This is a genomic window from Caulobacter sp. GW821-FHT05F04 (assembly GCF_059419665.1).
Genome location: NZ_JBWKSF010000003.1, coordinates 55,421 through 77,467, shown reverse-complemented (window position 1 = coordinate 77,467; position 22,047 = coordinate 55,421). Strand labels below are relative to the sequence as shown.

At 68.2% G+C, this 22,047-nt stretch carries 23 protein-coding genes; 5 read left to right on the top strand and 18 right to left on the bottom strand.

Features of this window, described 5'->3' with window-relative positions:
• Positions 1–44 precede the first annotated feature (44 nt).
• From murB to murC, 3 genes are read right to left on the bottom strand one after another with little or no spacing between them, the layout of a single operon-like run.
• Positions 45–950, bottom strand: coding sequence for a UDP-N-acetylmuramate dehydrogenase (gene murB / locus AC07R7_RS08995; protein WP_494634913.1), 906 nt, complete (start codon positions 948–950; stop codon positions 45–47).
• A gap of 9 nt (positions 951–959) precedes the next feature.
• A complete protein-coding gene (locus tag AC07R7_RS08990) occupies positions 960–1,235 on the bottom strand; it encodes a hypothetical protein (RefSeq protein WP_492887701.1) in 276 nt (91 codons plus the stop codon).
• A complete protein-coding gene (gene murC / locus AC07R7_RS08985; protein WP_492887700.1) occupies positions 1,232–2,650 on the bottom strand; it encodes a UDP-N-acetylmuramate--L-alanine ligase in 1,419 nt (472 codons plus the stop codon). Before murC ends, AC07R7_RS08990 begins: the two co-directional genes overlap by 4 nt.
• Here murC and AC07R7_RS08980 point away from each other — a divergent pair.
• Positions 2,649–3,158 carry a hypothetical protein gene (locus AC07R7_RS08980; RefSeq protein WP_494634912.1) on the top strand — a complete coding sequence of 170 codons (510 nt, stop codon included), beginning with the start codon at positions 2,649–2,651 and terminating at the stop codon, positions 3,156–3,158. The two genes, murC and AC07R7_RS08980, sit on opposite strands and share 2 nt — an antisense overlap.
• Positions 3,159–3,171: 13 nt before the next feature.
• Here the strand turns inward: AC07R7_RS08980 and AC07R7_RS08975 are convergent, their stop codons facing one another.
• The 4 genes from AC07R7_RS08975 to AC07R7_RS08960 all read right to left on the bottom strand — a co-directional run bounded on the left by AC07R7_RS08975 (position 3,172) and on the right by AC07R7_RS08960 (position 6,338).
• Positions 3,172–3,615: a pseudoazurin gene (locus tag AC07R7_RS08975; RefSeq protein ID WP_492837894.1), complete on the bottom strand. Its 444-nt coding sequence runs from the start codon at positions 3,613–3,615 to the stop codon at positions 3,172–3,174.
• A gap of 87 nt (positions 3,616–3,702) precedes the next feature.
• Positions 3,703–4,791 carry an undecaprenyldiphospho-muramoylpentapeptide beta-N-acetylglucosaminyltransferase gene (murG, locus tag AC07R7_RS08970; RefSeq protein WP_492837893.1) on the bottom strand — a complete coding sequence of 363 codons (1,089 nt, stop codon included), beginning with the start codon at positions 4,789–4,791 and terminating at the stop codon, positions 3,703–3,705.
• 1 nt (position 4,792) lies between these two features.
• The gene (gene ftsW / locus AC07R7_RS08965) at positions 4,793–5,965 is read right to left on the bottom strand and encodes a putative lipid II flippase FtsW (RefSeq protein ID WP_494634911.1); all 1,173 of its coding nucleotides are present in this window, start codon (positions 5,963–5,965) and stop codon (positions 4,793–4,795) included.
• Positions 5,966–6,062: 97 nt separating this feature from the next.
• Entirely contained in the window at positions 6,063–6,338 is a 276-nt protein-coding gene (locus tag AC07R7_RS08960) for a hypothetical protein (RefSeq protein ID WP_494634910.1), read from the bottom strand.
• Positions 6,339–6,596: 258 nt separating this feature from the next.
• Here AC07R7_RS08960 and AC07R7_RS08955 point away from each other — a divergent pair, with 258 nt between their 5' ends.
• The 3 genes from AC07R7_RS08955 to AC07R7_RS08945 all read left to right on the top strand — a co-directional run bounded on the left by AC07R7_RS08955 (position 6,597) and on the right by AC07R7_RS08945 (position 7,389).
• The gene (locus AC07R7_RS08955; protein ID WP_125159448.1) at positions 6,597–6,806 is read left to right on the top strand and encodes a cold-shock protein; all 210 of its coding nucleotides are present in this window, start codon (positions 6,597–6,599) and stop codon (positions 6,804–6,806) included.
• A gap of 92 nt (positions 6,807–6,898) precedes the next feature.
• On the top strand, positions 6,899–7,255 hold the full coding sequence (locus AC07R7_RS08950) for a DUF6481 family protein (RefSeq protein ID WP_492837890.1): 357 nt from the start codon (positions 6,899–6,901) through the stop codon (positions 7,253–7,255).
• 5 nt (positions 7,256–7,260) lie between these two features.
• Positions 7,261–7,389, top strand: a complete 129-nt coding sequence (locus AC07R7_RS08945; RefSeq protein ID WP_492837889.1) for a hypothetical protein — start codon at positions 7,261–7,263, stop codon at positions 7,387–7,389.
• Here the strand turns inward: AC07R7_RS08945 and AC07R7_RS08940 are convergent.
• The gene (locus AC07R7_RS08940; RefSeq protein WP_492887695.1) at positions 7,386–7,817 is read right to left on the bottom strand and encodes a thioredoxin domain-containing protein; all 432 of its coding nucleotides are present in this window, start codon (positions 7,815–7,817) and stop codon (positions 7,386–7,388) included. The two genes, AC07R7_RS08945 and AC07R7_RS08940, sit on opposite strands and share 4 nt — an antisense overlap.
• Positions 7,818–8,009: 192 nt before the next feature.
• On the opposite strand from AC07R7_RS08940, the gene AC07R7_RS08935 reads away from it, so the two are divergent.
• Positions 8,010–9,026 carry a sensor histidine kinase gene (locus AC07R7_RS08935; protein WP_492887694.1) on the top strand — a complete coding sequence of 339 codons (1,017 nt, stop codon included), beginning with the start codon at positions 8,010–8,012 and terminating at the stop codon, positions 9,024–9,026.
• A 13-nt stretch (positions 9,027–9,039) separates the two neighbouring features.
• Here the strand turns inward: AC07R7_RS08935 and AC07R7_RS08930 are convergent, their stop codons facing one another.
• The 10 genes from AC07R7_RS08930 to AC07R7_RS08885 all read right to left on the bottom strand — a co-directional run bounded on the left by AC07R7_RS08930 (position 9,040) and on the right by AC07R7_RS08885 (position 21,831).
• Positions 9,040–11,079 carry a hybrid sensor histidine kinase/response regulator gene (locus AC07R7_RS08930; RefSeq protein ID WP_492887693.1) on the bottom strand — a complete coding sequence of 680 codons (2,040 nt, stop codon included), beginning with the start codon at positions 11,077–11,079 and terminating at the stop codon, positions 9,040–9,042.
• Positions 11,072–12,583, bottom strand: a complete 1,512-nt coding sequence (locus AC07R7_RS08925) for an ATPase domain-containing protein (RefSeq protein WP_492887692.1) — start codon at positions 12,581–12,583, stop codon at positions 11,072–11,074. Before AC07R7_RS08925 ends, AC07R7_RS08930 begins: the two co-directional genes overlap by 8 nt.
• A gap of 196 nt (positions 12,584–12,779) precedes the next feature.
• Positions 12,780–14,195, bottom strand: a complete 1,416-nt coding sequence (gene murD, locus AC07R7_RS08920; protein ID WP_492887691.1) for a UDP-N-acetylmuramoyl-L-alanine--D-glutamate ligase — start codon at positions 14,193–14,195, stop codon at positions 12,780–12,782.
• Between the two features lie 11 nt (positions 14,196–14,206).
• Positions 14,207–15,319 carry a phospho-N-acetylmuramoyl-pentapeptide-transferase gene (gene mraY / locus AC07R7_RS08915; RefSeq protein ID WP_494634909.1) on the bottom strand — a complete coding sequence of 371 codons (1,113 nt, stop codon included), beginning with the start codon at positions 15,317–15,319 and terminating at the stop codon, positions 14,207–14,209.
• Positions 15,319–16,779: a UDP-N-acetylmuramoyl-tripeptide--D-alanyl-D-alanine ligase gene (locus tag AC07R7_RS08910; RefSeq protein ID WP_494634908.1), complete on the bottom strand. Its 1,461-nt coding sequence runs from the start codon at positions 16,777–16,779 to the stop codon at positions 15,319–15,321. The genes mraY and AC07R7_RS08910 overlap by 1 nt, the downstream gene beginning before the upstream one ends.
• Entirely contained in the window at positions 16,772–18,232 is a 1,461-nt protein-coding gene (locus tag AC07R7_RS08905) for a UDP-N-acetylmuramoyl-L-alanyl-D-glutamate--2,6-diaminopimelate ligase (protein WP_494634907.1), read from the bottom strand. The genes AC07R7_RS08910 and AC07R7_RS08905 overlap by 8 nt, the downstream gene beginning before the upstream one ends.
• Complete coding sequence (locus tag AC07R7_RS08900; RefSeq protein WP_492887686.1) at positions 18,229–19,998, bottom strand: peptidoglycan D,D-transpeptidase FtsI family protein; 1,770 nt, start codon at positions 19,996–19,998, stop codon at positions 18,229–18,231. Before AC07R7_RS08900 ends, AC07R7_RS08905 begins: the two co-directional genes overlap by 4 nt.
• Positions 19,995–20,435, bottom strand: coding sequence for a cell division protein FtsL (gene ftsL / locus AC07R7_RS08895; protein ID WP_492837880.1), 441 nt, complete (start codon positions 20,433–20,435; stop codon positions 19,995–19,997). Before ftsL ends, AC07R7_RS08900 begins: the two co-directional genes overlap by 4 nt.
• On the bottom strand, positions 20,432–21,367 hold the full coding sequence (rsmH, locus tag AC07R7_RS08890) for a 16S rRNA (cytosine(1402)-N(4))-methyltransferase RsmH (RefSeq protein ID WP_492887683.1): 936 nt from the start codon (positions 21,365–21,367) through the stop codon (positions 20,432–20,434). The genes ftsL and rsmH overlap by 4 nt, the downstream gene beginning before the upstream one ends.
• Entirely contained in the window at positions 21,364–21,831 is a 468-nt protein-coding gene (locus AC07R7_RS08885) for a division/cell wall cluster transcriptional repressor MraZ (protein WP_492887682.1), read from the bottom strand. Before AC07R7_RS08885 ends, rsmH begins: the two co-directional genes overlap by 4 nt.
• Positions 21,832–22,047: the final 216 nt, after the last annotated feature.

The following is a 22,047-nucleotide window of genomic DNA, read 5'->3' as shown; positions in this document are numbered from 1 at the left end:
GAAGTCAGCATTGCGCTGAACTGTCACGCAGCCGGGGGGCGCCGCTAAGCCGGGCGCCCGATCCGCTTGATCTCCCAGTCCAGCTGCACGCCGGTCTTTTCCCTGACGTCGGCGCGAACGGCCTCGCCCAGGCCTTCCAGGTCGGCGGCGGTCGCCTCGCCGGTGTTGATCAGGAAGTTGCTGTGCAGCGGCGAGAACATCGCCCCGCCGAACGGCTTGCCGCGCCAGCCGGCCTCGTCGACCAGCTTCCACGACGAGTGGCCCGGCGGGTTCTTGAAGGTAGAGCCGCCGGTCTTCTCGCGGATCGGCTGGGTGGTCTCGCGGCGGCTGGTGATCTCGGCCATGCGGGCCTTGATCGCCTCCGGTTCGTCGGCGGTCCCTTCGAACACGGCGTCCAGCACGATCACGGTCTCGCCATCCTGCAGGGCGCTATGGCGATAGGTGTAGCGCAAGTCCTCGACGGCCAGCTCCCGCGCCACGCCCGCGCGATCCATCACCCGGACGGACTTGACGACATTGACGGTCTCGGAGCCATAGCAGCCGGCGTTCATGATCACCGCGCCGCCGATCGTGCCGGGGATGCCGGCATAGAACTCCAGCCCAGCGATCCCCGCCTCGGCCGCCTTGCGGGCCAGGATGGCGTCCGGCACGGCCGAGCCGGCCCTGATGCGGTTGCCGCCCAGCGGCTCGACGCCGTTGAAGCCCTTGCCCAGCCGGATGATCACGCCCTCGACGCCGCCGTCGCGGACCAGGAGGTTCGAGCCCACGCCAATCGCCAGCACGGGCGCGGCCGGGTCCAGGGCCTTGAGGAAATCGGACAGGTCCTGCTCATCGGCCGGCAGGAACACCACGTCGGCCGGACCGCCGACCCGGAACCAGGTGAACGGCGCCAGGGGCTCATTGATCAGCAGCTTGCCGCGGACGGTCGGGAGATTGGTTTTCCAGCTCATGCGGGGGCTCTAGCGCGTCCTGGACCGTTTCTCAAAGTGCTCGACCGTCCACCAGGCCAGGACCAGCAGGATGCCGACGACGATCAGGCCGATGTGCGCCCCGTGCTCGAACGGCGTGACATAGGTGACGCCGCCGGGCTGCTTCAGCGCAACGACGAATGGACCGTCGGGCGCCTTGGGGCGCTGGGTCGTCAACAGCCTGGTGAACCACCAGCTTCCAGCCAGGTACGCGATCACCGCGACGACGATCGCGGCCTTGGTCGCGATCCAGCGGTTCAGTTTCATTTGGCGAGGGCTTCCAGCTGCCCCGGAAGAGCGTAGGACCAGCTGGTGATGTCGCCCGCGCCCAGCAGGACGACAAGGTCGCCGCTGGTCGCCTCGGCCGCGATCAGGGCCGGCAGGGCCGCGGGGCTCTCCAGCGGCAGGGCGCGGCGATGGCCGAACTTCTTGAGCCCCTCGACCAGATGGTCGCGGTCGACGCCCTCGATCGGCTGCTCGCCGGCCGAGTAGACGTCGGCGACGATCACCGTATCGGCGTCGTTGAAACAGCTGCTGAACTCGGTCATCAGGTCGCGCAGGCGAGTGTAGCGGTGCGGCTGGACCACGGCGATGACCTTGCCCGTCGAGACCGCGCGGGCGGCCTTCAGCACGGCGGCGATCTCGACCGGATGGTGGCCGTAGTCGTCGACGACGCGGACGCCGTTGGCGACGCCCGTGGTCGTGAAGCGGCGCTTGACCCCGCCGAAGCCGGCCAGACCCTTGCGGATCGACTCGGCGTCGACGCTGAGCTCGCGGGCCACGGCCACGGCGGCGGTGGCGTTCAGCACGTTGTGGTGGCCGGCCATCGGCATCTTCAGGCCGTCATAGCGGACGACCTCGCCGTCGCGCGGCGAGACGATGATGTCGAAGGTCGCGCCTTCCGGCCCCATCTCGATGTTGGAGACCCGCACCTCGGCCTGGGGATTGGTCCCATAGGTGACGAGCCGGCGGTTCTCGATCCGCGAGGTCAGGGCCTGGACTTCCGGATGGTCGGTGCAGACGGCGGCGAAGCCGTAGAACGGGATATTCTGGATGAAGTCCTGGAAACCCTTCTTCACCGCCTCGAAGTCGCCCCAGTGGTCCAGGTGCTCGGCGTCGATATTGGTGACGATGGCCACGGTGGACTTCAGGCGCAGGAACGAGCCGTCGCTCTCGTCGGCCTCGACGACGATCCAGTCGCCCTCGCCGACCTTGGCGTTGGTGCCATAGGCGTTGATGATGCCGCCGTTGACCACGGTCGGGTCCAGACCGCCGGCGTCCAGCAGGGCCGCGACCATGGAGGTCGTCGTGGTCTTGCCGTGCGTGCCGCCGACGGCGACCGAGAACTGCAGACGCATCAGCTCGGCCAGCATCTCGGCGCGGCGAACCAGCGGCAGGCGCTTGTCGCGGCCGGCGACCATCTCGGGATTGTCGGCCTTCACGGCCGTGGAATAGACGATGGCCGAGGCGCCTTCGACGTGGCTGGCCTCGTGGCCGATGAAGATGCGCGCGCCCAGCTTTTCCAGCCGCTCGGTATTGGCGCTGGCCTTGGCGTCGCTGCCCTGAACGGTGTAGCCGATACGCAGCATGATTTCGGCGATGCCGGACATGCCAATGCCGCCGATGCCGATGAAGTGCACGGGGCCGAGTTCGAAGGGGACGGGGCGTCGACGCTGGATCATGAAAAGCCGATTAGACCAATTCCGCGCGCCGCGAAACGCCCTCCTGATCCTCTTAGTGTGGATAGCGCCCGCGCTCGCTCAGCCGCCCTCGCCCGCTCCGCTTGAACTGCGCCTGGCCGATGTCGGTCGGTTCGCGAGCTTCGTCGACATGGGCGGCGTCCAGTGGAGCGGCCGCACGGCGAAGCTGCGCGTGCTGCAGGTCACCGAGGGCGGCTTCAAGGCCGGCGCGGAAGAGTTCTGGGGCGGCTGGCGTCACGAGGTCATCGACTGCACGGCGCGGACCATCGCCCACGCCGGGTTCGGCAGCATCCGGGCGGGCGGCCGCGAGGGTCCGGTGACCGGCGATCTGCGCTCCGCCGCCCCCCTGCCCGCGGGCAGCACGGACGAGGCCGTGGCCAAGGTGGTCTGCGACGGCTGGAAACCCTTCGCTAAGGTTCCGGTGGCGAGCAGCGTCGAGGCGGCCGTCGCGATCGGCCGCCCCCTGATCGAGACGGGGGCCGAGCCCTAAGGCCGCGCGGCCTCTACCGGATCGCGTTGAACGCCGCGGTGAGACGGCGCTTGGTCAGCGGCGGCGCGGAGGCCAGAACCTTGTTCGATGTCGCCGGATCGAGCTTGGCGTCGCCCACCTTGGCGACGAACACCATGCCCATGCTCCAGTGCGGCAGGCATTTAACGCCGTAAACGCCCGGCTTGGTGAGCTTCAGCACCACTTCCTTGCCCATCACGCCCCTCACCGGCGCGACGCCGGCCGGCAACAGCTCCGGGATCGACTCGGCGTTGTGGCCCGGATCGGTGGGAATGAAGCGGATGGTGTCGCCCACCTTCAGCCTGGCGGTCGAGGGTTCGAACACCATCGGCCCCTCGGCGCCCTGGTTGCGCATCTTGACCGTGAGCTCGGCGGCCGAGGCGAAGCCAGCATGCGCGACGACCGCGACGGCGCCGGCGAAAATCAACGTCCTGAACATGGGCGAACCTTCTCTGCGCGAGCGGTCACAGCCGCTGCGCGTTCGCCTTAGTCCGGTCCGCGCGGGACAGCTTTGCGCAAGCTCAAGTCAGCGCCGCGCCGTGCGCTCCACAAGATCCGCCAGTTCCTCAGCCGCGTTCGGCTTGGCCACCGACCGTGCGCCCTCGGCCATCCGCGCCAGACGCTCCGGGTTCTTCAGTAGGGCGTTGAGGGCCCCGGCCATGGCGTCGACCGTCAGCTCGTCCTCCAGGCACACAGCCGCGCCGCCCGCCTCTTCCAGGAGCTTGGCGTTGAAGCGCTGATGGTCGTCGGCGGCGATCTTCAGCGGGATCAGGATCGACGGCCGGCCAGCGACCGCCAGCTCGGTGCAGGTCGAGGCGCCCGAGCGGCCGATCACCAGGTGCGCCTGGCGCAGATAGCCGGCCATGTCGCGGAAGAACGGCGCGACCTCGCAGTCCACCATGGCGTTGCGATAGATCTTGCGGGCGTTTTCCATGCTCTCGGCGCGGGCCTGCTGGAAGACCTTGAGGCGCGAGCGCATGTCCTCGGGCAGCTTGGCCACCGCCTCGGGGATCAGTTCGGACAGCAGGCGCGCGCCCTGGCTGCCGCCGGTCACCAGGATCCGCAGCTGCACCTCGGGAGGGATGTAGGGCACGTCGTAGAGCGCGCGCACCGGCGGGCGCACGGGATTGCCGACGACGTGGGCCCTGGCCTTCACGGCCGGCTTGGCCATCTGCAGCGTCGGGAAGGCGCAGGCGACCTCGTCGACGCGCGGGGCCAGGAAGCGGTTCACGCGGCCCAGGACCGCGTTCTGTTCGTGGATCACCGTCGGGCGCTTCTGGCTCAGCGCGCCCAGCAGGGCCGGCAGGGCGGGATAGCCGCCAAAGCCGACGACCACGGCCGGGTCCAGGCGCTTGAAAGCCGCGCGGGCCTGCAGCACGCCCTGCATGACCGTAAAGCCGGCCTTGATCATGCCCAGCGGGTCGTTGGACTTGGCCGTGGCGGCCGACAGCGCCAGCCGCTCTTCGGCCGGAAACTTGTCGGCGTACAGCGCGCCGCGATCGTCCGTGGCCAGCACGACACGCCAGCCGCGCGCGGTCAGGGCCTCGGCGAGCGCCTGGGCGGGGAACATGTGGCCGCCGGTTCCTCCGGCGGCGACGACAGCCAGCTTGCTCATCTCAGGCGAAAGCGCCGTCGTGGCCAAACTCGCCGCTCGCCCCATAGGCGCCGGGGCGCTTGCGCACCAAGGCCAGGGCCATGCCCAGAGTCAAACCCATCGCGAGCATCGAGGAGCCCCCGTAACTGATGAACGGAAGCGTCATGCCCTTGGTCGGGATCATGTTCAAGTTCACGGCGATATTGATGATGGCCTGTTGCCCCACCAGCACGAACAAACCGGCGGCCGCGACCTGCTCGAACGGGTCGTTCAGCTTCATGGCCTTGTACAGCCCGCGCACCACCAGGAAGGCGAAGATGGCGATCAGCGCCCAGGAGAAGATCAGCCCGTACTCCTCGGCGGCCACCGAATAGATGAAGTCGGTGTGCAGGTCGGGCACATGGCGCTTCATGACGCCCTCGCCCGGGCCGCGCCCGAAGAAGCCGCCGGCGCGAATGGCCTCGGCGGCGCGGGTGATCTGGTGGGTGTCGGCCTGATCGGGACTGAGGAACTTTTGCACCCGGGCGTGCACGTGGTCGAACAGGAAGTAGGTCGAGGCAAGGCCCGCCAAGGCGACCACGCCCAGGCCCATGATCCACGAGATCGGCACCCCGGCCATCCAGAAGGCGGCTCCGAAGGCGATGGTGATCAGCACCGTCTGGCCGACGTCCGGCTGGATCAGCAACAGGGCCACGGCGATGAAGTAGAGCAAGAAGGCGATCGAAACGCCCGGCACCCCTTCGCCCTTCTGGCCCTCGGCGAACATCCACGAGACCAGCACGATGAGGGCCGGTTTCATGAACTCGGAGGGCTGGAGCGTGAAACCGCCGAACTGCAGCCAGCGCGTGGCGCCCTTGGCGTTGTGGCCGATAAACGGCAGGGCGATCATGATCGCGATGGCGCCGATATAGATGAAGAAGGCCGCCCGCCGGATCCCCTTGGGCGACAGCATCGATACGGCCAGCATCAGCACCGACGAGGCGCTGGCGAAGAAGCACATGCGGATGGCGAAATGGAACTGGTCGTCGATGCCGATCCGCTGGGCCGCGGCCGGGCTGGACGCGAACGACAGCAGCATGCCGAGCGTGGCCAGCAGGGCCGTCGCGCCCAACAGCCAGCGGTCGGTCGTCCACCACCAGATGCCGATCGCGGTGCGGTCGGTGCGGGCGAAGGCATGTGTCGCGTTGGAGGCCATGGCCGGAGAGTCGGACCGCAGGGTTAATCAAATCTTGCCGCGCCGTTCTACGCCGGTGGACATGCGTCGAAAAGCGCGTGCGAACCGCTGGTCGCGATCAGCGCAGTTCGAAGTACGCCACCTCGCCGCCCTCGGTATGGGCGACGACGGCGATGTTCAGCGCCTCGCCGTCGTCGAGGGTCAGGCGGCACTCGCCAGCCCGGAAAGCCTGCCGCAGGATGTCAGGCTCGCCCGTGAGGCTGCCCTTGCCGCTCTTGCGCCCGGCAGGCCCGCTGGCGACGAGCAGGGAGAAGGCCACGGCGCTGTCCTGGCGGGCGACCGTCAGCACGCCGTTGCCGGTGCGAGGAAGCTTCTGGAGCTTGGTTACTGGCATCGAATACGAAGCATGAGACTGAAAAACATGCCCTATTATTACAGAATGAAACCGGCTGATGTAGAATAATATTCAGAAACCGCTTGCGGAATTTCGCCTGTCGGCGCATGGTATATTTCATCGAATATCGAACTGGTTCGGCCGCTCTCCATGCTTGCTCTTCGGATCGAGCCCCGAGCCTCTCCAAATCCTCTCCGAAAATTTGATCGCATGGCTCGTCTCGAGTCGCGCGCGACCTATCATGCAAGGAATACATCCATGACCACCGGCACCGTGAAGTGGTTCAACTCCACCAAGGGCTTTGGCTTCATTCAACCCAACGACGGCGGCGCTGACGTGTTCGTCCACATCTCGGCCGTCGAACGCTCGGGCCTCGGCTCGCTCGACGAAGGCCAGAAGGTCAACTTCGAACTCGAACGCGACCAGCGCAGCGGCAAGATGTCGGCTGGTCAGCTGACCGCCGCCTAAGGATTCAGACAGGCCCGGATGGATCATCCGGGCCTGTCGTCCGTTCATCTTCCCGCCGGCTCGCGACTTCGCGTCCGGATACGAAAGCGACCATGAATCCATTAGACATCCGCCATTCGGACCGCCTCAAGACGGCCGCCGACGCCAAGGCCGCGCTGCTGGCCAAGTTCAAGCCGCGCGCCGCCAGCATCGACCCGTTGTTCGCCCAGCGTGAAACGCTGCGCGCCCAGGAACTGACCCAGGTTCGCAAGCTGCGCGCCGACGCCAAGGCCGCCGTCAAGCAAGCCACCGCCGACGCCGAAGCCGCGCGGATCGAGGCGCAAGCCGCTCTGGACGCCGAGGCCCTGACCGCCAAACGCGGTGAGCGCAAGGAACGCAAGGCGCTGTCCGCCGCCGACGCCAAGGCCAAGCGCGACCAGCGCTACGCGGCCCGCAAGGCCCGGAACTAGACCCGGTGGCCCGCAAACCCAACTACGATTTCGAGCGCAAGGAACGCGAGCGCCAGAAGGCGGCCAAGGCCGCCGAGAAAGCCGCCGCCAAGCGCCCCGCTTCGGACGACCCGTCTCCGTCGAACGAAGTCTAGACCAAAGCGCGCCGCGTCCAGTCCACGATCTGCGGCGCGGTCATGGCTCCGGCCTGACGGGCGACGACCTGACCGTCCCTGTAGAGCACCAGGGTCGGGATGCTGTTGACGTTCAGCGCGCCCGCGGCGGCAGGTTCGGCTTCGGAATCGAGCTTCAGCAACCTTACGGCCGGCTCCAGCTGGCGCGCGGCGGCCGCGAAGGCCGGCGCCATGCTCCGGCACGGCCCGCACCAAGGCGCCCAGACATCCAGCAGCAGGGCCGTCCCTTTCGTCATGCGGCGATGACGATCCAGTTCCGCGCCGGTCACGGCCGTCGGACCGCCGGTGAACAACAACGACTTGCAGCGACCGCACTTGGCCGAGAGCGGATCGCGATCCTCCGGAAGGCGATTGCCGGCTCCGCAGGCGACGCAGACGACCTGAGACATCGAAACTCCTTCAAGCCCTGACGTCGGAACAGCCACGAAAAGCGGGCCGTTCCATCCGGGCGCACTCAAGTCAATTCAGATGGTTGGGCGCTCCGCTGTGCGCAAGACGCGCGAAGGTCCGCCGAGTCGCACAGGCTTTGCTTGAATTCGCCCGTCAGCCAGTGATCATGGACCGCATGGCAGGGGCGACGCGTGGCCGACGAAGGATCCGATAAGGCCGTTCTGGAAGGCGCCGGGGCTTATTTCCTCAGCGTGGTCGAGGCCAGCCCGGACTGCATCCGCGTGATCAGCGCCGACGGCCGTGTCGAGTACATGAACGCCCAGGGTCAGTCGCTGTTCGAGATTGACGATTTCGACGGTCGCAATCGCCAGCGCTACTGGCCCGACCTGTGGCCGCCGGAAAGCCGCGAAACCGTCGAGCAGTCTCTGCGCGCCGCCCTCGGCGGCCACGCCGTCGCCTTCCGCGCCTTCTGCCCCACGGCGCGGGGCGCGCCGCGCTGGTGGGACACCACCGTCTCGCCCATCCTTGAGCACGGCCGGGTGATCCGTGTGCTGGCCACCTCGCGCGACGTCACCAGCGAGCGGACGGCGGAGGCGCACCGCCAGCTGCTGGTCAACGAGCTTAACCACCGGGTCAAGAACACCCTCGCCACGATCCAATCGATCACCAACCAGTCGCTGCGCAACGCCGGCGTCGAGGCCACGGTGCGCGACGCCCTGGAAGGCCGGCTGATGGCCATCGCCGCCACCCACAACGTACTGACCGACCAGAACTGGTCGGCGGCCAATCTGCGCCAGATCGTCGACGGCTCGGTGACGCCCTACAGCGCCAGACCCGGCCAGCTGACCATCACCGGCCAGGACCTGAAGGTTTCGCCAAAACCGGCCGTGGTCATGGCCCTGGCCTTCCACGAATTGGCGATCAACGCGCTGAAATACGGCGCCCTCTCCACCCCCGACGGCCATGTGGACGTCCGGTGGTCGGTCGAGCCGGATGACCAGCTGATCATCGAATGGGCCGAACGCGGCGGCCCCACGGTGCGACCGCCGGAGCGGCGGGGTTTCGGCTCTCGCATCGTCGAAACGGCCTTGCCCAACGAACTGGGCGGCCTGGTGGCGCTGGACTACCGCGCCGACGGCCTGCGCTGCTCGATCCGCTCGCCACTGGCGGCGCTGGACAAGGTGGACGCCTTCATGCCGCTGGAGTGAGCGGCGACGCTCCCTATCCGACGGCCGCGGCGCGCTCGCCCAACGCCTTGCGGACGGCGACGGCCAGGTCGCTGACCTTGAACGGCTTGCGCAGGACGGCCTCGGAATTGACCAGTTCCCGGATCGCGCCAGCGTCGGCATAGCCAGTGATCAGCAACATGCCGAGGGTCGGGATGACTTGCCGCGCTCGCCTGGCGACCTGGGCGCCGTCCATGCCCGGCATGGCGAAGTCGACGACCATCAGGTCGGGGCGGTCCTCGGCCAGGCGCGACAGCCCTTCCTGCCCTCCCGACGCCTCGGTGACGCGGTAACCCAGCGAGCGCAGGCACTGGACCAGAAACCGGCGGACGCTGGGGTCGTCGTCGATCACCAGGACGCGTTCGCCCTCGCTGAGCGGAGTTTCGTTCGGCGGAATGTCGCTGGGCCGGATGCGATCGCCGGCCTCGGTGATCGGCAGCCAGATCTCGATCGTCGTCCCGACGCCGACGGTGCTGTCGATCCGCACCGTGCCGCCCGACTGGGTAGCGATGCCATAGACCTGACTGAGGCCCAGCCCCGTCCCCTTGCCCACGCTCTTGGTCGTGAAGAAGGGGTCGAACACCTTTTGCAGCAGATCCTTGGGAATCCCGTGGCCGGTATCGCTAACCGCGATCACGACGTGGTCGCCGGGCTGCAGGCCTTCATGCCACTCGTCGGAAATCCGGCTCGAGATGGTCACCACGCCGCCATCGCCCATGGCGTCGCGGGCGTTGATGGCCAGGTTCAGCATCGCCAGTTCCAACTGGTTGGCGTCGGCCTTGGCCCGCGCCGCGCCGGCGGCCAGCGCCATGCGGACCTCGACCGTGTGACCCAGGGTCCGGGTCAGCAGGTCGTCCATGCCGGTGATCAACGCGTCGACCTCCACGGGCTGCAGATCCAGCTGCTGGCTGCGCGAGAAGGCCAGAAGCTGAGCGGTCAGCTTGGTGGCGCGCTCGACGCCCTCGCGGGCGTTGGCGGCCATGCGCTTGACGCGCTCGTCGTCGCTGCGCCGCTCGATCATGTCGATATTGCCGACGATGGCGGTCAGCAGGTTGTTGAAGTCGTGAGCGATGCCGCCGGTCAGCTGGCCGATGGCGTCCATCTTCTGAGCCTGGACCAGGGCGGCCTGGGCCTGCTCGCGCTCGCTGATCTCGGCCAGCAGACGTTCGTTGGCGCGCTGCAGCTCGCGGACGCCGTCGGCGATGCGCTGTTCAAGCGTCTCGTTGAGCAGGCGCAGTTCCGCCTCGGCCGTCTTGCGCCCGGTGATGTCGAGGCTGATCCCCGACATCCTTCGCGGCTCGCCGGGCCGGATCCGGTTGAGCCGCCCGCGCACCTGCACCCAGTGCAGGGAGCCGTCCGGCCAGAAGATCCGGTACTCGACGTCGTAGTCCTCGGCGCACGCGATCGAGGCGTTCAGCGCGGCGGCGCGCAGCGCCTCGTCCTCCGGGTGGACGGCCGCCTCGACGCCGGCCAGCGTCAGCGGCTGGTCAGCGTCATGGCCGAAGTGCCCGCGCGTCGCGGCGGACGTGGTCAGCGCGCCGCTGTCCAGATTCAGGTCCCAGGCGCCCAGCTTGCCGGCCTCAAGGGCGAAGCGAAGCTGCTCCTCGGCCCTGGTCTGGGCGTGCAGATGATCGCGGGCGAGATACTGGCGATGGCGGGCGCGGATCGCCGAATGGGCCGCGCTGATCAGCGTCTCGGCGTTGATCGGCCGCTCCAGCAGCACGATGTTGCCAATGCCCTTGAGGCGCTCGGCGTCCACCTGCGTCCGTTTGCCCGGCTGTTTGGTGACCAGCACGATGAACGGAAAGTCCGACCAGGTCGGCTGATGGGCCAGCCAGTCCGTAAGGGCGTCCAAGCCCCCCTGGGCCAGCGCCTCCTCGGTCAGGATCGCCGCGCCAGCCTCGTCGCCCAGCGCCTGGCTCAGCTCGCCCAGGTCGCCACAGATCTGCGAGGCGTGACCGACATTGCGCAGGGTTTCGGCGATGACCGCCGCGTCCCGCCCTCGCGGCGCCAGGATGAGGATCGGTTTAGGCATCCGCCGACCGACTTTTCTCCTCGCCCAGCATCTCGATCTTGCCCTGGTACGAGGGAAGGCCCGACATCACGCCCTGGAAGTCGGTCAGCGCTTGGCCCACCTCGATGCCGCGCCCGGTCAGACGGATCTCGCGGATGGTTTTCTCGTGCGCGGCCGTGCGGCTCTTGACCGCCGAGACCGCCGTCAGCACCGAACCGGCGGCCTCGAAGAAACGGAACAGCAGGATGCCGTCGCTGAGGTAGCTGAGATCGATGTCGCTTCGGACCTCGCCGATGAAACCGTGCTGGCCCAGGATCAACAGTGTCACCACGCCTTGCTGGTTCAGATAGGTCAGCAGTTCGTGCATCTGCAGCAGCAGGAACTTCTGCCCCGGCATGGCCTGCAGATAGGCGTTCAGACTGTCGATGACGACGGTCCGCGCGCCCAGACGCTCCACTGCGTCACGGACGAGGAACGCGAACTCTCCGGGCGAAAGTTCAGCCGGGTCGATGGCGCGGACGAGCAGTTGGTTGTTGTCGATATAGGGCTTCAGATCCATGCCGAGCGCCTTTGAGCGCGTCAGCAGGGTCGGCAGGCCCTCGTCGAACAGGTAGTAGGCGACCGTCTCGCCCCGCTCGAGCGCGGTCAGGGCGCAGCGCACCGAAGTCGTGGTCTTACCCACGCCCGAGGGACCGCTGATCAGAGTGTTGGCGCCGCGCGTCAGCCCGCCGCCCATCAGCGCGTCGAGGCCCGGCGAGCCCGTGGACACCATCTCCTGGACGAAGGTGGCGGGATGGTCGGCGGCGACCAGGCGCTCGAAGACCCGGATGCCGCCGGTGTCGAGCGAGAAGTCGTGAAAGCCGCCTCGGAACTTGATGCCCCGCATCTTGACGACCTCGAGTTGTCGACGCTGCGCGCCGTATTCCTGGGTCATCCGCCGCAGGCTGATCACCCCGTGGGCGATGCTGTGCAGTTGCAGGTCGCCATCCTCGGCGGTCTGGTCGTCCAGCAGCAGGACCGTGCACCGACGGGTGGCGAAGAAGTGCTTCAGCGCCAGGATCTGGCGGCGATGGCGCAGCGGATTCTGGGCCAGCAGCCGCATCTCCGACAGGCTGTCGAAGACCACGCGGAGCGGCTTGGTCTGCTCGACCTGCCTCATCACCCCGCGCGTGGTCTCGCCAAGCTCGACATCGGACGGATGCAGCACCGACTGCTCGCTGTCGGGGTCCAGCCCCTCTTCGCTGACCAGCTCGAACAGGTCTATTCCGTCCAGAGACCAGCCATGGCTGGCGGCGGCCGCCTTGAGTTCCTGCTCGGTTTCCGAGAGCGTGATGTAGAGCCCGGTCTCCCCCAGTTCGCGCCCCTTCAGCAGGAACTGCAACGCCAGGGTGGTCTTGCCGGAACCAGGCGTGCCCTCGACCAGGTAGATGCGATCGCGCGTCAGACCGCCGCCCAGGATGTCGTCGAGCCCAGACACCCCCGTGCTGACACGGGCGCCTTCTCTCTCGACCCTGGCTTCAGACATGCTCGCTCCGTGGACGACGCGCCACCTCCCTTAGCGGCGCATGAACGGTTCAACGCCGAACGCACGGCTAAGTTCAGCCGCGCCGCGCCCGATACGCGGACGGCGGCGAGGGACGTTGGCAAGCAAGTCCGATGGAATTGGGAGCGGCTCTTGAAGATCGTGGAGCGTCAGTCGCGGCGTTGCGGCCAGATGGCCTTCACGCCACCGCCGACTTGCCGCCGCTGGCCGTCAGGCCGTTGACCGCGGCGCGGAACGCTTCGCCCCGAGCCTCGAAGTCGCTGAACTGGTCGAACGAGGCGCAGGCCGGCGAGAGCAGGACGACGGCGTCCTCCCCGCTCGCCGCAGCGTCGGCATAGGCTTGCTGAACCGCCTTCTCCAGCGTGCCGCTCATCTTCACGTCGGCCTTGCCGGCCAGGGTCACGGCGAAGACATTGGCCGCCTCGCCGATCAGATAGGCCTTGGCGATGCGCGGGAAGAGGTCCTTCAGGTCGTCGATGCCGCCGGCCTTCGCGACGCCGCCGGCGATCCAGTAGAACTTCGGATAGCTGGACATCGCCTGGCGGGCGGCGTCGGCGTTGGTGGCCTTGCTGTCGTTGACGAAGCGGACCTTGCCGATCTTGCCGACCGTCTCCATCCGGTGCGCCAGGCCCGGGAAGGTCATCAGGCCCTCGACCGCGTCGTGGGCCGGGATGCCGATGGCGCGGGCGGCGGCGTAGGCGGCGGCGGCGTTCTGCCAGTTGTGGCGGCCCGGCAGGCTGCGGGCGCGAAGCAGGTCGGCCATCTCGACGACCCGCTCGCCGGTGGCGTCGTAGAGCACGCCCTGCAGGGCATAGACGCCCCGGCCCATCGCCTTGCCGGCGCTGATCGGCCAGATGGTGCGGCGGTTGGCGGCGGTGATCTCGGTGCAGATCTGCTGGCACCAGGGATCGTCGACGCCGATGATCGCCGTGTCGCCCTTGCCCTGGTTCAGGAAGATCCGGCGCTTGGCGGCGATATAGCCGTCCATGCCGCCGTGGCGATCCAGGTGGTCGGGCGAGATGTTCAGCAGCACCACCGCGTCGGGCTTCAGGCTCGAGGTCAGGTCCAGCTGATAGGACGACAGCTCCAGCACGTAGACCGCGCCGCCGTGCATGTCTTCCAGGCCTAGGACCCCCAGGCCGATATTGCCGCCGACCCGCGTGTCGCGGCCGGCCGAGGCGCAGAGGTGGCCGATCAGGGCGGTCGTGGTCGACTTGCCGTTGGTGCCGGTGATGGCGATGATCTTCGGGCGCTTGTGCGCTGGCGCGGCGTTGACCGTTCGGGCGAACAGCTCGACGTCACCCAGGATCTCGACTCCGGCCGCCTTGGCCTTGCCGACGGTCCAGTGCGGCTTGGGATGGGTCAGCGGCACGCCCGGCGACAGCATCAGGGCGGCGAACTGGCTCCAGTCGGCCGCTTGCAGGTCGACGACGGGGAAGCCCTCGGCGGCCGCGGCTTCGCGGCTCTCCGGCTTCTCGTCCCAGAGGGCGACCTTCGCCCCCCCCGCGATCAAGGCGCGCGCGGCCGTCAGTCCGGTTCGGCCCAGGCCGAACACCGCGACGGTCTTGTCCTCGAATCCGCGGACGGGGATCATACTCGGGCTCCCTAACGCAGTTTCAGCGTGGCGAGGCCGACGAAGGACAGCATCATCGCCACGATCCAGAACCGGATCACGACGGTGGATTCAGCCCAGCCCAGCTTCTCGAAATGGTGGTGGATCGGCGCCATCAGGAAGACGCGCTTGCCGGTCTTCTTGAAGTAGGCGACCTGGATCATGACGCTCAGCGCCTCGGCCACGAACAGGCCGCCGACAATGCCCAGGACCAGTTCGTGCTTGGCGCAGACAGCGATCGCGCCCAGCGCGCCGCCCAGGGCCAGCGAGCCGGTGTCGCCCATGAAGATCTTGGCCGGCGGGGCGTTGTACCAGAGGAAGCCCATGCCCCCGCCGATGATCGCGCCACATAGCACCGCCAGCTCGCCGACGCCCGGCGCGAAGTGCAGGTTCAGATAGTCCGCGAACTTGTAGTTGCCGACGAGATAGGCGATCAGGCCGAAGGTCGAGGCGGCGAACATCACCGGCACGATGGCCAGGCCGTCCAGGCCATCGGTCAGGTTCACCGCGTTGGAGAAGCCGGCGATCGTGACCGCGGCGAACACCACGTAGAACCAGCCCAGATTGATCACCAGCGCCTTGAAGATCGGGAAGACCACGCTGGTCTCCATGCCCGGTGTCATCGGCGACTTGGGCGCCCACAGGATCAGGATCACGGCGGCGACGATGGCCACGGCGAACTGGGCGATCAGCTTCTGGACGCTGGAGAGGCCGGCGGTAGTCTGCTTGGTGACCTTGGCGTAGTCGTCCATGAAGCCCAGCAGGCCGTAGCTGCCGGTGATCAGCAGCACGACCCAGACGTGGATGTTGCGCAGGTCGGCCCACAGCAGGGCGCCGACGAACAGGCCGGCCAGGATCATGAAGCCGCCCATGGTGGGCGTGCCGGCCTTCTCGGTGACGTGACGGGCGATGCCATCGGTGCGGATCGGCTGGCCCTTGCCCTGCTTGGCCTTCATCCAGCGGATGAAGCGCGAGCCCATGGCCACGGCGACGATATAGGCGGTCAGCATCGCCATGCCGGACCGGAAGGTCAGGTACTTCAAGAGGTTCAGCGCCGGGACATGCTCTTGCGAGCGCGCCAGCCATTCGTACAGGAAGTACAGCATCAGCCCTGTTCCCCAAGGTCGAGCGCCGCCAGGGCCCGGGCGAGAACCCCGGCCTTGGAGCCGTTCGACCCCTTCACCATCACCACGTCGCCAGGCCGGATCGCCCCCGCCAGCTGCGTCGTTAACTTTTCAGTAACTTCCGCGTAGCCGCCTCGCCGAGTCGGCGGAAGCGCCTCCCACAGCGATTTCATGTGGACGCCTGCGACAAAAACGACGTCAACGTTTGCATGGTCGATCGGGCCTGCAAGCTCGGCGTGAAACCGGTCGCTGTCCTCGCCCAGTTCGAGCATGTCGGTCAGCGCCACGACCCGGCGACCGGCGACCTTGCGCGCGCCCAGGGTCTTCAGAGCGGCCTGCATCGAGACCGGATTGGCGTTGTAGCTCTCGTCGACCAGGGTGAAAGCCCCGCCGTCGATGCGGACGGTCTTCTCGGCCCCGCGACCTTCGATCGGGGCGAAAGCCGCCAGGGCGGCCAAGGCCGTCTCGCGCGGCACATCAAGGGCTTCCAGCATCAGCAGGACGCACAGGCTGTTGGGGCCCCAGTGGACGCCGGTCTGCAGCAGGGAAATCTCGATGGGTTCGCCACGCAAGACCGCCTTAACCACCGATCTTCCCGGCGAAAGCCGGGACCCAGATTCATCCGGAGCGTCCGTCGCCTTGTCATCTGGGCCCCGGCTTTCGCCGGGGAGATCGGACGAGAAAGAGACGAGCTGAGCTGTGCAGTCCGGTGAAGACCCGAAGCTCCAGACGGTCGCGCCGGCCTTCTCGGCCTCGGCCTTCAGGAAGTCGAACCAGCGGTTGTCGGCGTTCAGAACCGCGATCCCGCCCGGCCGCAGGCCGGCGAAGATCTCGGCCTTGGCGCGGGCAACGCCCTGCTCGCCGTCGGGGAAGTTCTCCAGATGGACCGGGCCGACCGTGGTGATCGCCACCGCGTGCGGCTGGACGAAGCCCGACAGCGGAATGATCTCGTCGGCGTGGTTCATGCCGATCTCGAACACGGCGCGCTCGCTGTCGCGCGGCATCCGGGCCAGGGTCAGCGGCACGCCGATGTGGTTGTTGTAGCTCTTCACCGACGCGTGGGCCTTGCCCGCCAGGCGCAGGCCCGCCTCGACCGCGCGGGTGACGCTGGTCTTGCCGACAGAGCCGGTCACCGCCCCGCGCTTGCATTGCGGCGCGCGCTCGCGAGCGGCGACGCCCAGCCGCTCCAGCGCCTTGAAAGTGTCTTCGACCATTACGGCCGGCGCGTCGACGGCCTTGGCGGCCAGGACGCCGGTCGCGCCGTTGGCGATCGCCTGCGCGACGAAGTCGTGGCCGTCGCGCGCGCCGATCAGCGGCACGAACAGGTCGCCCGCCTCGACGGTGCGGGTGTCGATCGAGACGCCGGTCACGGCGAAGTCGCCAGCGACCGTACCGCCAACGGCCCGTGCGATCTCGTCAGCCGTCCAGAGCGCTTCAGGCATCGACGCCCTCCATCGCTTCCAGGGCCTCGGCCACGTCGTCGAACGGGTGGACGACGCCAGCGACGATCTGGCCCTGCTCGTGCCCCTTGCCGGCGATGACCAGCACGTCGCCATCGCCCATCAGGTCGACGGCGGCGCGGATCGCGGCGCGTCGGTCGCCGATCTCGCGGGCGCCCGGCGCGGCTTCCAGGATAGCGGCGCGGATCGAGGCCGGGTCTTCCGAGCGCGGATTGTCGTCGGTGACGATGGCGATGTCGGCCAGCTTGGCGCCGATCGCCCCCATCAGCGGACGCTTGCCGCGATCGCGGTCGCCGCCCGCGCCGAACACGGCGATCAGCTTGCCGCGCGTGTGCGGGCGCAGGGCTTCCAGCACGGTCCGCAGACCGTCCGGCGTGTGAGCGTAGTCGACATAGGCCTCGCCGCCCTTGGGACCACGCCCGACACGCTGCAGGCGCCCGGCCGCGCCTTCCAGGCTCTCCAGGGCCTTCAGCACCTTGGCGACGTCCTCGCCCGCGGCGACGCACAGGCCGGCGGCGACCAGCACGTTCGAGGCCTGGAAGGCGCCGGCCAGCGGCAGCTTGATGTGGTGGACGATGTCGTCTGCCTCGATCACCAGGTCCTGGCCGGCCGGGGTCGGGGTGCGCGAGATCAGGCGCAGACCCTGGCCGTCCTCACCCACCGAGAACACGCTCTGGCCCGAGGTGACGGCGGCGGCGGCGAAGTTCGGGAACGCTTCGCTGTCGGCGTTCAGCACCGCCATGGCCCCGCCTGGGGTAAGCGTGTCGAACAGACGCAGCTTGGCGGCGCGATAGGCTTCCATCGAGCCGTGATAGTCGAGGTGGTCCTGGGTGAAGTTGGTGAAGCCGGCGGCCTTCAGCTTGACGCCGTCGACGCGGCGCTGGTCGACGCCGTGCGAGCTGGCCTCCAGGGCCAGGTGGGTGACGCCCATCTCGGCCAGACGCGCGACCATCTCGGCCACGTCGCCGGCGTCCGGCGTGGTCAGGCCCGGCGGGGTCAGTTGCTGATCCGGTTGGCCCGCTTCGCTCACCACGACGCCCAGGGTGCCCATGCTGGCGGCCTTGTGGCCCAGCTTGGCGAAGATCTGGCGACAGAAGCCGGCGACCGAGGTCTTGCCATTGGTGCCGGTGACGGCCACGCACATGGCCGGCTGCTTGCCCCAGAAGGCGGACGAGGCCAGGGCGTAGGCGCGCCGGGCGTCCTCCGAACGGACCACCGGCACGCCCACGCCTTCCAGCCCGTCTTCGGGCGCCAGGATGGCGGCGGCGCCCTTGGACACCGCGCCCGGCGCGAAGTCGCGGCCATCGACCTTGGTCCCCGGCAGGGCGGCGAACAGCCAGCCGGCCGTGACCTTGCGGCTGTCGGCGGTGACGCCGGCGATCACCGGGTCACTTGCGAACGGACGGTTGAACAGTTCCGACAGATGTCTGGTCATAGCCCCGCCTCCGGTGTGGCGCTCTTCTGGGGGCTGGCGATGGTCACCAGCTCGGTCTTGCGTTGCACGCCCAGGAACGGCGCGATGCGTTCGATCACCTTGCCGGCGGGCGGCGCCCCGACCCAGCCGCCGGTCGAGAAACCGAACGACTTAGCGGTGCCGTGCGGCTCGTCCATCAGGATCAGCACGAAGTAGCGGTCGGCTTCCAGCGGGCCGTCGGTCGGGAACACCGCCGCGAACGACGAGACCTGGCGCTGGTGGTTGTAGCCGCGGATCGAGGGGTCGTATTTCTCGCCGGTGCCGGTCTTGCCGCCGACCGACAGGCCCGGCACGTCGGCCTTGCCGCCGCTGCCGCCCTCGCCGGGGATGACGTTGGCCCGCATGATCTTCAGCATCTCGGCCGAGGTCGCCTCGGAGATCACCCGGGTTCCTTCCGGGCGCACGCCGTCGGGTATCTTCTTGATTGTCAGGGGCAGCATCTTGCCGCCGTTCAGCAAGGCGCCCATCGCCTGGGCCAAGGCCAGGGGACTCACGTTGATGCCGTGGCCGAATGAGGTGGAGGCCACCGCATCCATGTCCCACTTGCGCGGGGTCAGCGGCCGCGCCGACTCCATTAACTCGACCTTGGCCGGCTTGGTCAGGCCCAGGGCCGAGAAGTAGCGCGACAGCCGTTCGCCGCCGATCTTTTCGGCCAGCATGGCGGTGCCGATGTTCGATGAGTGCTGGAACACCTCAACGAGGTTCAGAATGGCCTTGGCCGCGTGATAGTCGTGGATCGTGCGATAGCCCAGCTTGAAGGGCTCGCGCGCGTCGAAGGTCGACTGCGGCGTCGCCACGCCGGTGTCGAGACCGATGGCCACCGTGAACGCCTTGAAGGTCGATCCCATCTCGTAGACCGAGGCGGCGGCGCGGTTCAGCTTCTGCTCGTCGGCGGCGTCGCCGGCCTTGTTGGCGTCGTAGTCTGGCCAGCTGGCCAGGCCCAGGATCTCACCGGTGTGGACGTTGGTGACCAGGCCCACCGCGCCTTTCGGCGTGAACTCGGCGACGCCCTTGCGCAGTTCGTCCTCCAGGGCCGCCTGCACGCGCACGTCGATCGACAGCTGGGTCGGGCCGCCCTGCCCGCCCGCGGCCTTGCGGATCGGATCGTCCAGGGCGCGCTCGGCCCCGGCCAGACCCTTGCCCCCGCTGTCGACGAAGCCGACCAGGTGCGCGGCCGTCGGCCCCAGAGGATACATCCGCCGCTCCTGCTCCTCGAACGAGATGCCGGGCAGGCCCAGATTGAAGATGGCGTCCTTTTCGTCGGGCGTCAGGCCGCCCAGCACGAAAGCGCGGTGGTCGCCGAACACGGCCTTGTCCAGGCGCTTGGCCGGAACCTGCGGCAGGGCCTTGCCCAGGGCGCGCCGCACTTCCTTGGCGTCCCAGACCTCGCGCGGATCGACATAAAGCGCGTAGTGGGCCAGGTCGACGGCCAGCAGCTTGCCGTTGCGGTCGACCACATCGCCGCGCGCACCGTCGGCGCCCTGGGCGTAACCGTTACCCTGCCCCGCGCGCGAGAACAGCGCCGCCCAGCCGGCGCCCAGGCCGACGCCGACGAAGCACAGGCTGAAGAAGCCCATGACCAGGAAGATGCGGATGCGCGTGTCATCCTCGGGCTTGGCCGCCGCGCGCGAGCGCTCGAAGGCGTGCTCCAGCCGCCAGACGCGCTCGATCAGCCACCGCCACAGCGGCGACTGGAAGCCGCCGGGACCAAGATTGGAGAGGCTCATCGCTGGACCCCTTCAGCTTGAGGGGGCGGCGGGATGTCGTCGGGCACGGCTTCCGGCGCGTCGGCGGCCAGGGCCTCGGGTGCGACCGGCGCGGCCGAGATCGGCGCGCGCGGCAGCTCGCGGCGGCGCGCGACGTCGATCAGGGCGTCCTCGGTGATCTCGTGGTCCGGCGCGATCGGCTTCAACTGCATCATCTGCGCCAGCTGCTCGATGCGACGGGGTTGCTCCAGATGGGCGACCTCGGCTTCCAGCAGACGCTTGCGGACGCCCTCGTCGACGATCTCCTGCTCGATGCGGCTGATCTCCTGGCGCTCGCGACCCGCGAAGGTCTTGGCCAGATAGACGCTGGTCACCAGGGTCAGCAGGACGCCCATGCCCGCGACCTCGACGATGCGGAAGCCCCGGATTCGGCGATCGAACAGGCCGACGCTGGTCACGCGGTGGCCTCCCAGACGGGAGCCGCCGTGCGCACGGCGGCGCGCAGCTTCGACGAGCGCGCGCGCGGATTGACGGCCAGCTCGGCCTCGCCCGGCGCGATGGCCTTGTTGGCGATCAGCTGGAAGCTGGCCGGCGCGCCGGTCGGCGCCTGCGGCAGGTGGCGCGAGCCGCCCGGCGTGCGCCCGGCCCGCTCGGCCAGGTAATTCTTGACGATGCGGTCTTCCAGCGAGTGGAAGGTCACCACCGCCAGCCGGCCGCCTGGCTTCAGGATCCGCTCGGCGGCCGCGAGCCCCGCCTCCAGCTCGGCCAGCTCCTCGTTGACCGCGATGCGCAGCCCCTGGAACGAGCGCGTGGCCGGGTGGACCTTGGCGCCCTTGCGGCCGCCCAGGGCGCGTTCGATGACGTGCGCCAGGTCCAGGGTGCGCTCGAACGGACGCTCCTCGCGGCGCTTGACGATGAAGCTGGCGATGCGGCGCGAGGCGTGCTCCTCGCCATAGACATAGAGGATCCGAGCCAGCTCGGTGTGGTCGAGCTCGTTGACGAGGTCCGCGGCCGTCGGACCCGTATCGCTCATCCGCATGTCCAGCGGGCCGTCGCGCATGAACGAAAAGCCGCGCTCGGCCTCGTCCAGCTGCATGGACGACACGCCGATATCCAGCACCACGCCGTCGACCGACTGGGGCTCGAAATGCTCGCCCATCTGGGAAAAGCGGTCCTGGATCAGGCGGAAGCGGTCCGCCGGCAGGCCTTCGGCGAACTTCCGCACGGTCGGGTCGCGGTCAAAGCCGACGACGGTCGCGCCCGTGGCCAGGATCGCGCGGGTATAGCCGCCGGCCCCGAAGGTGCCGTCGATGATGGTCTCGCCCGGACCCGCGCCCAGGGCCTCGACCACTTCGTTCAGCAGGACCGAAATGTGCGGCGCTTCGCTCACGACGCAGCCCCGAACTTGGCGACGCGCTGCTGGGCGCGCAGGGCCGCCAGACCTTCCTTGGCCAGGTCACGCTGCGTCGCGCGATGGGCCTGGAAGGCCTCGCGCGACCAGATCTGAAAACGCTCACCCATACCGACGACGGCTACCCAATCCGTGAGGCCGCACATTTCGCACAGCTGGTCGGGAAGCGTAATGCGACCAGCTGTATCAAAAGACAGTTTGGCCATGCCGCCCAGGACGCTGGTCTCCAGCGCGGTGCGGGTCGGATCTCCGAACGGCATCTCCTCGATCACCGCCAAGTAACGATCGAACAAGGCTTTTCCGCCAGCTTCCAGGCAATCGGCCTCGATCGAGGGGAAGCAGAAGATGCCGTCGAACGGGCCGGAGACGGCCGCGCGGAATTCCTGCGGCACAACGATGCGCCGCTTGCTGTCGAGCTGTTTCTCGAACGTCGAGAGAAACACTGAAGCCAACCCCGCCCAAGCCCAAGCCGGTCGGCGAGCTGCCACCACCTCGCCCCGACGCGAATTGGGTTAACATGGGATGAACTGGGAGACAATGACACCAACTGCCATTTCATCGACAATTCAAAGATGTCGCACGCCTTCTTCACGGAGCACGGAAGTTAATCCACAGAACATACACAGAACTCACCGCGCGAACGCCTTGGGCCGTCGCAG